This is a genomic window from Rhodococcus sp. RDE2, assembly GCF_020885655.1.
Lineage (GTDB): Bacteria > Actinomycetota > Actinomycetes > Mycobacteriales > Mycobacteriaceae > Rhodococcus > Rhodococcus pyridinivorans.
On the sequence record NZ_AP025186.1, the window covers coordinates 2,620,258 to 2,632,870 of the forward strand.

Sequence of the window (12,613 nt, forward strand, 5' to 3'; positions counted from 1 at the left end):
AAAGGATCTCGAGTGCGAGGTCGTAGTCGATGGAATCGAGCATGTCGCGCGCACTGTGGATGTTCGCGTTCGTGCTGTCGGCTCCTTCATTGGTCAGCACCGCGGGAATCCCTGTTTTCGGTGAATGGCACGTGATCGCTGTTGAACGGACGCAGGCTGGCCTGCACCGCCAGCGTCGTGTAGGTCGCGGCCGCGCGAGCGAGTTCGTCGATCAGGTGCTGCGACAGGCTCGCGCCTTCGAGAAGGACGGTGGTCGGCGGGGCATCGAGTGAGGCGATAATGCTCGGACCTCCGGTGCACGAGTGCACCGAGGAGCGCGCCCAATCCGGACCCGGTCACAGAACACAGCGGCGCTGCCGAAGGGACGGCGAGAAAACCGACGACCAATCCGATGAACAATCCCAGGACGCTGAGCCGACTGGCGCTCGCGGACCTGAGATCCTGATGGACGAAGCGACGCAAGAATGTTCCCCTTTCGGGCCGAAGGCAGAGTAACGATGGGAGTCGACGGTCGCGCGAAAGCACACGGATCGACCGTCACGACCGACCGGCCGCACCGCGTCGGAGTCGTCGCAGATCGGTCCCGGTGCGGTGAGTCGCGACGACTACTTCCTGCTCATAGCGTGGTCCGCGGAGCGCTCGTCCGCCGCGGACACGTTCACCATCGTCGCGTTGACTGCGGCCGTGCCGGTGAACGTGTCGATGACCGCCGGATCGTGCAGGAGGTTCACATTGGCGCCGGGATGCGCGGCCGCGGTGGACCACCCGACACCCTTCTCCCCGTGCCCCCAGCCGTGCGGGATCGCAACGGTGCCCGGCCGGATCTCGTCGCTGACCTCCACCGGCACCACGATGCTGCCGATCCGCGACCGCACGGTCACCTGCTGACCGTGAACGAGCGAGCGCGCCGCAGCATCGTCGGGGTGCATCAGGACCGTGCACCGATCACGGCCCTTGACCATCGTCGGAATGTTGTGCAACCACGAATTGTTCGACCGCAGATGCCGGCGACCGATCAGACGCAGATCGAATTCCGTATCCCGCACGGCCTTCTCGTCCGCGGTGAGCAGACGGCGGGCTTCGGCGAGGAACTCCGGCGGCGCCACCTGCACCCGACGATCCCGCGTGGCCACCAGCGAACGCAACCGCGGTTCCAACGGGCCCAGATCGATACCGCCCGGCGTCCGCCGGATCCGCCCGAGCGTCAGACCCCGACGTCCGCGACGAAGCACCCCGTGCGGCCCCGTCAGAACCCCGAGCGCACCGAGGCGCACCGGACTCAGCCGATCGACCAGAGCCCGCAGCGGCCGCGTCACTCGCGACCGCACCGGAACCGGAACGACCTCGAGAATCAACCGCGACATGATCTGCCAGTCCTCGAGAGCGTCCGCCGCCGGCTCGAACACCCGGGCATTGAACCGTGCATTGTTGCGCACGGAGAACACCGGGAACAGGAAATCGAATTCCTCCCGCTCGAGATGCGACACCGGGGGAAGGATCAGGTCGGCATGCCGCGACGTCTCCGTGACGTACATGTCCACCGCGACGAAGAAGTCCAGACTCTCGAGAGCCTCATCCAGACGCCCGCCCTGCGGAGTGGACAGCACCGGATTTCCGGCATAGGTGACCAGCGCACGGACAGGGCCACCGGACCCCGTTCCGTCGCCGAGCATCTCGTCGGCCAGACCCACCACCGGAAGCTCCGACCGGAACGACTTGTGCTCCCCGGTGCGGTTGGTCCACTGCCCGTATCCCGAACCGAGACGACGCACCAGCCGCACCGCATCGATCGGAGGCGTCGCGAACATCTGACCACCCGGCCGGTCGAGATTCCCGGTCACGGCGTTGAGCGTGTTCACCAGCCAATGTGTGAGAGTGCCGGTGACCTGATGGCAGACACCGATCCGGGCATAGGCGATCGCCGACCGTGCCGCGACATGCTCGCGAGCCAGACGCCGGATCGTGTCCGCATCCACCCCGGCGCGCGGCGCCATCGCCTCCGGTGAGCAGGAGGCGACCAGCTCGGCGAGCTCGTCCACGCCGGCGAGCGGCACGCTGCCCGGCGCAGGTCGAGTGCCGTCGGTCAGGATCGTGTGCAGCATCCCGAGCAGTAGATACGGATCCCCACCTGGACGCACCGCGATGTGCTCGTCCGCCAGCCGCGCCGTCTCGGTGCGCCGCGGATCGACGACCACCACCGAGCCGCCCCGGCGACGGATCGCGGCGATCCGGCCGCGCGCGTCGGGCATGGTGGTGATGGACCCGTTGGAGACCGCAGGATTGGCGCCGAAGATCAACCACCGGTCGGTGCGATCGACGTCCGCGATCGGCATCAGTACGTTCGAGCCGAACATCTTCCACGCCGCGAACTCCTGCGGGAACTGGTCGATCGAGGACGCCGTGTAGAACTTGCGCGTCAGAAGAGCGATGCGCAGCGCGATGCCGTAGACAGCCGACGAACTGTGCGCGGCCGGATTGCCCAGGTACATCGCGATCGCGTCGCGACCGTACTGTCGCCGGACGGCGCGCAACCGTTCACCGGCCAGCGCGAACGCCTCGTCCCAGCCGATCTCCTCGAAGCCGTCACCCACGCGCCGCATCGGACGCCGGAGCCGGTCCGGATCGTGGTGCAGGTCCGCGAGGGCGGTGGCCTTCGGGCAGATGTAGCCGTGCGAGAGTATGTCGTCGGGATTGCCCTCGATGCGGGTCACTCTGTCTCCATCGACGGTGACGAGGATTCCGCAGTGCGCCTCGCACAGGGTGCACTGACGAGCAACAGTATGTGTGGACACAGCGGCCCCCTCCGCGGTCATGCGGGCAATCTAGCACCGCCGTGAGCATTCGGGAACGTGCGAACACAGCCTCGGCAACCTGCGCATGTACGCCCGGCTCGGGTGGGTCGTGGCGACGCTCATGTTCACCTGAGGAACTTGCCCTTCTCGGGCATTACGGTCCGTCCAAGGTGAGGACCTCGTCGTCGACGGAGAGCACCGTGCGCACATGCGGAGTCGGGTCCGCCTCGGGAAGGACGGTGCGGACACGACCGTCGCCCAGGTCCTGCCACTGTCCGACACGCGCGCGACCACGATCGTCGGGACCGCCGTCGTACTCGACGTAGGTGCCGTCCTGCCGGAACTCGAATCCGGGTCGTCCGCGCGAGCGAGGAAACGGAAACCCGCGAGGGCGGTAGACCCTCGCAGTGTCGGTGTCCTCCTCGTAGGAATGGAACCAGGTACCGATGATCGAAGACGGTTCGCTCACAGTTCGTCCTGACGGGTCCGTGGTGGGTGCTCAGCCGGCACGGTCCAGGATTCCGCCGATCCGATCCAGAAGCGACCGGATCGCTGCGATCTGACGTCGCAGCTCGTCCACCTCGCCGTCGAGCGACGCAAGCGCCGAGGTGTCGGTTCGCGTCTCACCGTTGCCGGACGGCCCGGGTGCGAGCGATTCCGTCCGGGCCGGTTCCAGCGCCCCGAGCAGGAACGACGCCCGCGGGCCTTCCAGGCATGCTCGCATGCGGAGCGCCTGCCCGGCGGTGAACATGAACATCGCCTCGTCGTCGGTGTAGTCCATGTAGTTCATGAACATGTCGCCGTGTGGACCGTTGTTGCAGGTCACCCGCGGATATCGCGGCTTGCCGAAGTTGTGGCCCGCCTGGTTCGGGGTGTCGTCGACGAAGTCGGTGCCCGAGCAGCCGTCGCCGTCGTCGCCCCAGATGTGGCGCAGGCTCAGCCAGTGGCCGATCTCGTGTGTCGCGGTGCGACCGAGATGGAAGGGAGGTCGCGCCGTGCCGGTGGTCCCGAAGCACGAGTGGGCGATGACGACACCGTCGGTCGCTGCCGGTCCGCCGGGGAACTGGGCGTAGCCGAGGATCTGCCGACCGATCGAATCGCGAAGGTCGTCGCACAGCCAGATGTTGAGGTAGTCGTCGCTCGGCCAGGGGTCGGCGCCGCCCGTGTCGGACGACTTGATGTCGTCCTCGTCCGCCGTGAAGTACTCCCTCGTCGTCGGGGTCCTGGTGATCCCGTCGGTCGGTGCGGCGTCCGGATCGACGGTCGCGAGTCGGAATTCGACCTGGATGTCGGCGACGAGGTCCTTCCAGACCTCCGGCACCTTCGTGCGGTCGGGGTTGGCGGCGCGGAAGTCCCGGTTGAGGGCGGCGATCTGGCTCCGGATCTGGTCTTCACCGATGTTCTGGGACGCCGACGCGGGATCGTGCACGACGTGAACGACGACCGGAATGCTCACGACACCTGTCGGGGCCGGTGCGCGCCGTCCTGTCCGGTAGGCGAACACCCGGTTCTCGAACATCTCGCAGCGCTGCTTGTAGCTGGGGCTCTGCAACAGCAGTTTGTGATGCACAGCCATCGTTCCGCAGACCTCGCGGGTCGACGGGGAGTCCAGGTCGGCCATGACGGATCCTTTCCTGCGCCGAAAAGTGCTTCGAACGAAGCTTCACGCTCGGGTGCTGCGGAATCATGCGTAGCGGACTACTCGAAGAGCCTCCTTTCGGACGTGACGATCACGTGCGGGTTGTCGAATCGACCTCCACCGCCGGCTGCGGGAGCGCACGACTGTCGACGAGTTCCTGCCTGGTCAGCACACCCGGCAGACCGCGACCGTTGCGGGTGAACAGAACCGTCACCACCGCGACACCCGCGAAGATCGTGACCAGGATGCTCCACTCCTCGGGGAGAAGATCGAGCAGACCGTATCCGCCGATCCCGGCGAGGAACCGCAGGAGCCGCGAGACCGCCACGGGCATCGAGCCTCCCACGTACCGCAGTCGCACGACGTGATCACCGGGAGACCTGCCCGTGGTGAGGATGACGAGCAACCACACCGCGAGGGTCACGCTGCCGCCGATGATCGTCGATACCGGACCTTCGACGGCGGTCGCGCGATCGTCGGCGAGGTAGATCAGGTAGGCCCGCACCGCGACCGCCACGGCGAAGGTCGTCAACGTGTAGCCGAGCCAGTCGCACAACATCGCGAGCAACCGGCGTGGGACGGTGATCGGGCGCGGTGCTCCCGGGTCGACGTCAGCGGAAGGATCCGACAATCCGCGCGGAACCAGAAGTGCCAACAGCGAACCCAGCGCCGCGCCGACCGTGTTGGTGAGCAGATCGTCGACGTCGAACACCCGATACGCGCAGTCGTACGCACCCCACATGCCGGTCAGTTGGGTGAGTTCGACGAACAGCGACGTCGCGAACCCGGCCGCGATCGCCACGAGGATTCCGCGGCCCCCGAGCGCGCGGACGAAGAATCCGAGCGGAACGAACAGCAGCACGTTCAGTGCCAGTTGCAGGACCGCCGTGTCGCGGAGGAATGCGGTGGGACTGCCGGTGTTCGACCACGCACCCCACAGGTCGTCGACGAAGGCGAGCGGATCGGTGTTGGTCCCGGCGCACACCAGCATCTGCGGGTCGGGGAGTGGCAGCAGGGTGTACGCCCACAGCGCCCAGAAGTAGACGAGAGCCGCGACGAACAGTGCCAGCCGTCCGAGTGAGAGGCGGCCGCGGCGTCGATAGCTCACCGCGACGAACGGCACGAACAGCACCGCACCGACGAGCAGGCCGGCGAAGATTGCGATGACTCCGAGTTCGACGCGACTGTCCACGAGGGGAGTCTGCCACCCGGACGCGCCGATTCCGGGGACGCTCGAGCGTGCCGATGTCGACCGATCCCACCTGCTTGTCCGTCTGCTATTCCACGCCGTATATTCGGCGCCGACTATTCGAAGCGAACCAGTCGCAGAATCGCAACGCCTCCCGACGATCGAAGGAAATCGAGACCGGTGTCCGATCAGCCCCGCATCCCCGTCCTGACGCCCATGGCGGTCGCGGTACTCGGGCTGCTCGAGGAACGGCCGATGCATCCCTACGAGATGCACCAGCTTCTGCTCAAGCGGCGCGAGGACAACCTGATCAAGCTCCGGCCGAGTTCGCTGTACCACACCGTTTCCCGCCTCGCGGAAAGCGGACTGATCCGGCAGGAGGGCACCGAACGCGCAGGCAACCGGCCCGAGCGCACCACCTACAGCATCACTGCGGCCGGCGCCGCGGCCGTGCGGGCCCGCCTCGCCGAGATCATCCGTCGCCCGGTGCGGGAGTATCCGATCTTTCCCCTCGGCCTCGCCGAATCGCACAACCTTCCGGCCGACGAGGTCGTCGCCCTCCTCGGCGAACGCATCGACCGGCTCGAGGAGGAACTCGTCGAATTCGACGCGATCCGCACGTGGGCCGCGGACAACGGCGTGCCGCGTCGCTACTGGGTGGCCGTCGACTTCCTCCGGGACAGGACCGCCCACGAAGCGGACTGGTTGCGCGGACTGATCGAGGAGATCCGCAACGGCTCCCTGGTGTGGCAGAGCTTCGACGCCGCGGATCGACAAATTCCGGACCCGCCCTGTGATCTCGGCCGCGACTGGGGTGCGGCGCTGACGGACGAGACTCTCGCCGAACTGCGGAGGAGCAGTGCGGGAAGTAGTGCTCCCGGGCGGCCGTAGTACATCGACCGCACCGGGACACCTTGACCCAATAGATCGCCGGTCGTGCTCGACCGGTACGAACAGGAACGAAATCGATGAAAACCGAACGTAATCCGTGGTGGGGCCTTTCGGCCCTGGTGGTCGGGTTCTTCATGATCCTGCTGGACCTGACCATCGTCGCGGTGGCCAACCCGGCGATCATGGCCGACCTGCAGGCCGACATCAATCAGGTCGTCTGGGTGACCAGCGCCTATCTGCTCACCTATGCGGTGCCCCTGCTGTTCACCGGTCGTCTCGGCGACCGGTTCGGACCCAAGCACGTCTATCTCGCAGGCCTGGTGGTGTTCACCGCGGCATCGCTGTGGTGCGCGACCTCCGGCACCATCGAGATGCTCATCGCTGCCCGCGCCGTCCAGGGACTTGGCGCGGCGCTGATGACGCCGCAGACGATGGCGATCATCACCCGCACTTTCGCGCCCGACAAGCGCGGCGCGGCCATGGGTCTGTGGGGCGCGGTCGCCGGTCTGGCCTCGCTGCTCGGGCCCCTCGTCGGCGGTGTGCTGGTCGATTGGCAGGGCTGGAACTGGATCTTCTACATCAACGTCCCGGTCGGCGTCATCGCCTTCGTGCTGGCGGCATGGCTGGTGCCCAGTCTCGAGACCCAACCGCACAAGTTCGACGTCGTCGGCGTGATCCTCAGCGGCGTCGGACTGTTCCTGCTGGTCTTCGGAATCCAGGAAGGTTCCAGCCGCGACTGGGACGTCTGGACCTGGACGATGATCGTCGCGGGTATCGCGGTGATGGTGCTGTTCGTGCTCAACCAGGCGCGCAACAAGGGCGAACCTCTCGTGCCCCTGGCCCTGTTCCGCGACCGGAACTTCTCGATGTCGAACATCGCGATCTCGTCGATGGGCGCAGCCATGACCGCCCTGATGGTTCCGGCCTACTTCTATCTCGAGACGGTCCGCGGATTCTCACCCACGAAAGCCGCCCTGATCTTCGCCCCGATGGCGATCGTCACCGGTCTGACGGCACCGCTCATCGGCAAGTTCTCCGACCGGATGCCGCCCCGGGTGCTGCCCACCGTCGGCTTCACGCTCTTCTCCGCGACGATCTTCGGCTTCGCGGTGCTCATGACGCCGGACAGTCCCATCGTGCTGTTCCTGCTCATCGCCGGTATCGCCGGCGTGTCCAACTCGTGCATCTGGGCACCGCTGGCCTCCACCGCAACGCACAACCTGCCGATCCACCAGGCGGGCGCCGGTGCCGGCATCTACAACACCACCCGCCAGGTCGGTTCGGTGCTGGGCAGCGCCGCGATCGGTGCTCTGATCTCGTCGCGGATGGCCGCCCAAGGATTGGGTGAGGTGCAGGCCGGTGAGGGCGGCGGAGCCGCGATGGGAGCCGGTCTCCCGGAGCAGATCGCCGAGAAGTTCAGCACCGCGCTGAGCCAGTCGATGCTCCTGCCCGCCTCGGTTCTGATCATCGGGATCGTGGCGTCGGCGATGTTCGTCGGCCACGCCTCGTCGCAGCGGAAGGCGCAGGCCGGCACTTCGGCCGACCGCGCAGAGGTCACCGGCTGAGTCGGGTTCGTATGTAGTGGCCCGGTCGCCGCGAACGGAAGAACGCTCCCACCGAGCAGGACTCGGTGGGAGCGTTCTCGTTCGCTCGGGAGTGTGGTCAGCCGTAGTGGCAGACGTAGCTGACGGCTTCGGTGACCTCGATGTCGAACGACGAGTCGCCGGGCACCGAGAAGGAGTCGCCTGCACCGTAGGAGGTCCAGTCCTCACTGCCGGCCAACCGGACGCGGCACGCGCCGCTGTGCAGCTCCATGACCTCGGGAGCAGCGGTGCCGAAGTTCAGGGTCGCGGGCAGGATCACGCCGGCCGACTTACGGGTTCCATCCGCGAGATGGAAGTTGTGGCTGACGCACTTGCCGTCGAAGTAGACGTTGGCACGCGGGTCGAGCGTCACGTTGGTGTAGGTCGAAGTCGGCTCACTCATGAGCTGGAGCGTAGCGAGGCGGGTGCAGGTCGCCGGTCGCCGGGGTGGGTGTGCGCCCGTCCGTCGCGAGGTGTATTTCAGGCAACCTTCACGGAGTCGAGGATGTCGAGATAGTGCTGGTTGTACATCACCGCGAGCACGTTGCCGAACGGATCGACGACCGACGCGGTGACGAACCCGGGACCGCGTTCGGTGATGCCCTCGTGCGTGGTGGCTCCGAGCGACAGGAGCCGCTCGTAGGTGGCCTCGACGTCGTCGACCGCCCAGTAGGTGAGCGTCGCGCCGGTGTCCGAACCGGCCCGGTGCGGCGGCGCGAACCGGCGGTCGATGAATCCGAGTTCGTGCTGGAAGTCGCCGAGCCGGAACTCGACGTACGCCGGCGCTCCGTCGACCTCGCGTACGAAATACGGCTCGACACCGAGCAGTTCGGTGTACCAGTCGATAGCGGCACGCAGGTCGTCGACGATGTAGTTGGTGGTGGTGAGTCCTCGCAACATGACGGTCGTTCCTCTCGTTGGTCTTCTGGGAACAACTCTCGCAGTCAAAGTGCTCATCGACTGAGCACTTTTTTCGGAATACTCGAGGCATGCGCGCAGACCGGCTCGTCGCGGCCCTGTTGTTCCTCCAACAGCGGGGACGGGTGACCGCTGCCGATCTCGCGGAGGAGCTCGAGGTGTCGGTGGCGACGGCGCGCCGCGATCTCGAAGCGTTGTCGGCGGCAGGCATCCCCGTCTATCCGCAGCCGGGACGCGGAGGCGGGTGGTCGCTCGTCGGCGGAGCCCGGACCGACCTCAGCGGACTGTCGGCCACCGAGACCCAGGCGCTGTTCCTCCTCGTCGGGCCGGCAGCGCCCGTGTCGGCGGAGGCGAAGACCGCACTTCGCAAGCTCGTTCGCGCCCTGCCGCAGACCTTCCGGGCGGACGCCGAAGCGGCCGCCGGTGCGGTGATGAGCGACCGGACCGGTTGGAGCGGGCTCGACCGTCCGCGACCCGAGATCGTCGACCTGCTGCAGACCGCGGTGGTGCGCCGACGGAAGGTCTGGTTCACCTACACGAATGCCGTGCGGGAGCGATCGGAGCGCGTCGTCGACCCATGGGGACTCGTCGACAAGGACGGCACCTGGTATCTCATCGCCGGCACCGAACGAGGGCAGCGCACCTTCCGCGTCGACCGGATCAGCGAGGCCGAACCCACCGACGACACCGCGGAACGTCCCGACGACTTCGAACTCGAGCGGGCGTGGGACGAGGTGATCGGGCAGGTCGAGCAGAAGCGCTCGCGCACGTGGGCGACGGTGCTCATCGGAACCCGGTATGTGCCCATCCTGCGAAGCCACTTCGGCCGGCACTGCGACGTCGACGACGAACTCGACGACGGACGCAGCCGGGTGCGGATCGCCGCCCCGACCCCGCTCGACATCGCGCGGAATCTCGCCGGGTGGGGCGCGATGGTCGAGGTGCTCGAGCCCGCCTCGGTGCAGGAGGAACTGGCGCGGATCGGAGCCGAGCTCGCCGACCGCTACACCCGCTGACCGCAGAGTGCGTTCGGCGGAAGGTCCACAACGCAGAAATGAGGCTCACAACCCGCAGGGTCGACCACCAGGATTGTGAGCCTCGCTTTTCGGTTGTGGACCTTCCGCGAGATACGTCTTGCATCCGGAAACGAGGCCTGCTTAGACTCACCTAAGTTATGGGGTATAACTTAAGCGCTTCGGGGGAGGGGATCGGGTGGCTCAGCTGGGCAGACGCGCGCGCAAGATCGACCTCGACGACATCGTCCGGGTCGGTCGCGCGCTCGGCATGCAACAGCTGAGCCTCAACGCCGTCGCCTCCAGGCTCGGTGTGTCCGCTGCCGCGCTGTACCGGCACGTGGACGGCCGATGGGGACTCGAACGGCTCGTGGCACACGATCGCTAGACCTACCGGACCGCAACCGACCACGATGGCGGTATCACGACGCGAAATGTCGCTGCGCCGTACGGCGTGGAGCGCGACAGCCATGGGTTCGGTCAGTGCCGCGATGTCGGGACTCAGACCATTGGGTACCACGAAACTCAGTGCAGCCTCTGCCAATACCTGTTCTGCGTAGGCTCCTGGCGCTGCCGGGGACAGACCTGTCATGTGCACACCGTTGCGGTCCCGCAGCAGCGGAAACGATACGACCCTGGAGCCCGGTTTGAACCGTCCACTTACGCCGCGGCCACGCTCGGCCACCTCACCGCAGAACTCATGCCCGAAGACGAACGGCATGTCGCTGCCGGCAGCATGTTTGACACCGAGTGCAGACATCGCCTCTGTCAGCTCGTCGATGTGGTCTCTTGCGTGCAGATCCGATCCACAGATGCCGCAACGCACAACGTCGAGGAGCAATTGTCCTCGGTTGGGTCCGGGGGTAGGGATGTCGACGACCGACAGGGTCGCGCGATGGCAACTGACGGCCTTCATCGGTGCAACCTGGACTGTGCGATGGTTCCACGATGCGGCATGAGGACGGTGGTCCGGAATGCATCCAGGCGACCTCTGCGTGGTGCAAAGGCGTCCGATACTTCGGCGGGCTCCAGGGCACGTGCGAGAAGTTTCCCTCCCTCGACCGCCACATCCATCACCTACCTGATGCGCAGCATGATTCCGAAGTATCAAATGAGATGAAGTAGCTGTCAATGAGGTTTTCTCACCAGGAGAGCACTCATGAGAGCTGTGTCGAGTCGGGGGCCGGGGCGGTGCTGAGGACGTGGGGCCCGGACTGGTAGGGAATGGTTTCGACCAAGAAATTCATTCCCGAAGCAGGACCCCACGTGATCACCTATCGTGCCACGCTCGACGTGCCCGAGCACACCCTGACCTTCGTCACCCGTATCCTCGCTGCCCACCGCCGCAGGACCGATCGCCGACCGTGGCAGCGGGCCGCGACCGTCTACGTCCAGGCTCTGATGGTGCTGCGGTGGTTCCGCGACGGCACCGACGTCGCCACCCTGGCGCGCGATGCCCGCATCTCGCAGGCCACCGCCTACCGGTATCTCCACGAAGGTATCGACGTGATCGCCGCGCACGCCCCGAACCTGCACGACGTGCTCGAACGTGGGATCGAGTCCGGCTGGGAGCATGTCTGTCTCGACGGCACCCTCATCGCCTCGACTCGCTGCCGGGAGCGTTCCGAGTCCGGGCACGACGTGTGGTACTCGGGTAAACATCGCCGCCATGGCGGCAACGTCCAGGTCCTGACCGATCCGACCGGCTACCCGATCTGGGTGTCCGAGGTTGCCCCCGGTTCGGTGCACGACCTCACCGCTGCTCGTCGGGGCGGGATCCTCGGCGCCCTCTACCACGCTGCCGCCGGCGGGATGCCCACCCTCGCCGACAAGGGGTACACCGGTGCCGGGATCGGCGTCCACGTCCCGACGAAAGGCCATGGTCTCGATGCCGGCACCCGCTGCCGCAACACGCTGCTGTCTGCGATGCGCGCTCCGGCCGAACGCGCGAACGCGCTGCTGAAGACCCGGTGGAAGGCGCTGCAGCGAATCAGTCTATGTCCGTGGAGGATCGGTGCGATCGCTGCTGCAGCCCTCGTGCTTCTTCACCTACAAGCACCAGCCCGGTGAGAAAACCTCAATGGTGACTCTGCGCTGCATCGTCCCTACGGCGACGAGAGAGGAGGGACGGCGCAGGGGCTGTGCATCGATCAGTCGGCGGCGCGCTTGCGTGGCCGGCCACGCCGCGCCGTCTTCTTGACCGGGGCTCTCCGCCGCGGCTCGGTTTGCTGCGGCTCGCCTTCGTCCTCGTCCTCATCCGGGTCCTGATCCGAACCTTCGGCGGTGTCCGCTTCTTCGTCCGGTTCGTCGTCTTCCTCCTCGTCGTCCGCTTCGACTTGTGGACTGTCGGATGGGGCGTCGCGCCAACTGAATTCGACCTCGATCTCGACCTGGTCGCCGTCCACCTCGATTTCGAGTTCCCATTCGAGTCGGTCGGCGACGACGAGCGAAATGGTGTCACCGCCCGAGTCCAGTTCCACTTCGGATCCCGTCGCCAAGGCGCGGCCGAGCGCGATCAATCGCTCGGACGCCTGCTTTCGGGAAAGTTCGGCCTTCTGCTTGATCTCCAGCTTCGGCACGGCAACTCC

General features: G+C 66.5%; 13 protein-coding genes and 1 pseudogene. 6 read left to right on the plus strand and 8 right to left on the minus strand.

The genetic code is table 11. The features are described 5' to 3' along the window. Positions 1 to 41: 41 nt before the first annotated feature. Positions 42 to 272 (plus strand): hypothetical protein, encoded by a 231-nt coding sequence (locus LPH33_RS12245; RefSeq protein WP_229568168.1) that lies wholly within the window; start codon positions 42 to 44, stop codon positions 270 to 272. 333 nt (positions 273 to 605) lie between these two features. Here the strand turns inward: LPH33_RS12245 and LPH33_RS12250 are convergent, their stop codons facing one another. The 4 genes from LPH33_RS12250 to LPH33_RS12265 form a co-directional block, all read right to left on the minus strand. After that, entirely contained in the window at positions 606 to 2,813 is a 2,208-nt protein-coding gene (locus LPH33_RS12250; protein WP_420714491.1) for a molybdopterin-dependent oxidoreductase, read from the minus strand. 133 nt (positions 2,814 to 2,946) lie between these two features. Continuing rightward, on the minus strand, positions 2,947 to 3,261 hold the full coding sequence (locus tag LPH33_RS12255) for a hypothetical protein (protein WP_016691390.1): 315 nt from the start codon (positions 3,259 to 3,261) through the stop codon (positions 2,947 to 2,949). A 30-nt stretch (positions 3,262 to 3,291) separates the two neighbouring features. Continuing rightward, complete coding sequence (locus LPH33_RS12260) at positions 3,292 to 4,413, minus strand: zinc metalloprotease (RefSeq protein ID WP_229568170.1); 1,122 nt, start codon at positions 4,411 to 4,413, stop codon at positions 3,292 to 3,294. A 109-nt stretch (positions 4,414 to 4,522) separates the two neighbouring features. Next, positions 4,523 to 5,623: a VanZ family protein gene (locus LPH33_RS12265; RefSeq protein WP_229568172.1), complete on the minus strand. Its 1,101-nt coding sequence runs from the start codon at positions 5,621 to 5,623 to the stop codon at positions 4,523 to 4,525. A gap of 177 nt (positions 5,624 to 5,800) precedes the next feature. On the opposite strand from LPH33_RS12265, the gene LPH33_RS12270 reads away from it, so the two are divergent. Both LPH33_RS12270 and LPH33_RS12275 read left to right on the plus strand, forming a co-directional pair. Further along, entirely contained in the window at positions 5,801 to 6,511 is a 711-nt protein-coding gene (locus tag LPH33_RS12270) for a PadR family transcriptional regulator (RefSeq protein ID WP_229568174.1), read from the plus strand. A gap of 77 nt (positions 6,512 to 6,588) precedes the next feature. Then, positions 6,589 to 8,076: a DHA2 family efflux MFS transporter permease subunit gene (locus LPH33_RS12275; protein ID WP_229568176.1), complete on the plus strand. Its 1,488-nt coding sequence runs from the start codon at positions 6,589 to 6,591 to the stop codon at positions 8,074 to 8,076. A gap of 97 nt (positions 8,077 to 8,173) precedes the next feature. Here LPH33_RS12275 and LPH33_RS12280 read toward each other — a convergent pair whose 3' ends face one another. Next, positions 8,174 to 8,497: a pyrimidine/purine nucleoside phosphorylase gene (locus tag LPH33_RS12280; RefSeq protein WP_229568178.1), complete on the minus strand. Its 324-nt coding sequence runs from the start codon at positions 8,495 to 8,497 to the stop codon at positions 8,174 to 8,176. A gap of 77 nt (positions 8,498 to 8,574) precedes the next feature. Next, the gene (locus LPH33_RS12285; protein WP_229568180.1) at positions 8,575 to 8,994 is read right to left on the minus strand and encodes a VOC family protein; all 420 of its coding nucleotides are present in this window, start codon (positions 8,992 to 8,994) and stop codon (positions 8,575 to 8,577) included. Between the two features lie 89 nt (positions 8,995 to 9,083). Between LPH33_RS12285 and LPH33_RS12290 the strand changes: the two genes are divergently transcribed. Beyond that, complete coding sequence (locus tag LPH33_RS12290) at positions 9,084 to 10,028, plus strand: helix-turn-helix transcriptional regulator (protein WP_229568182.1); 945 nt, start codon at positions 9,084 to 9,086, stop codon at positions 10,026 to 10,028. Between the two features lie 268 nt (positions 10,029 to 10,296). After that, entirely contained in the window at positions 10,297 to 10,413 is a 117-nt protein-coding gene (locus LPH33_RS12295) for a TetR family transcriptional regulator (RefSeq protein ID WP_229568323.1), read from the plus strand. On the opposite strand, the pseudogene LPH33_RS12300 reads toward LPH33_RS12295, so the two are convergent. Further along, positions 10,396 to 10,941 (minus strand): annotated as a pseudogene (locus tag LPH33_RS12300) (alcohol dehydrogenase catalytic domain-containing protein); the annotation flags it as partial. The gene LPH33_RS12295 and the pseudogene LPH33_RS12300 overlap by 18 nt on opposite strands. A 350-nt stretch (positions 10,942 to 11,291) precedes the next feature. On the opposite strand from LPH33_RS12300, the gene LPH33_RS12305 reads away from it, so the two are divergent. Next, on the plus strand, positions 11,292 to 12,095 hold the full coding sequence (locus LPH33_RS12305; protein WP_229565117.1) for an IS5 family transposase: 804 nt from the start codon (positions 11,292 to 11,294) through the stop codon (positions 12,093 to 12,095). Between the two features lie 80 nt (positions 12,096 to 12,175). Here the strand turns inward: LPH33_RS12305 and LPH33_RS12310 are convergent, their stop codons facing one another. Beyond that, entirely contained in the window at positions 12,176 to 12,604 is a 429-nt protein-coding gene (locus LPH33_RS12310; RefSeq protein WP_088899190.1) for an amphi-Trp domain-containing protein, read from the minus strand. Positions 12,605 to 12,613 lie beyond the last annotated feature (9 nt).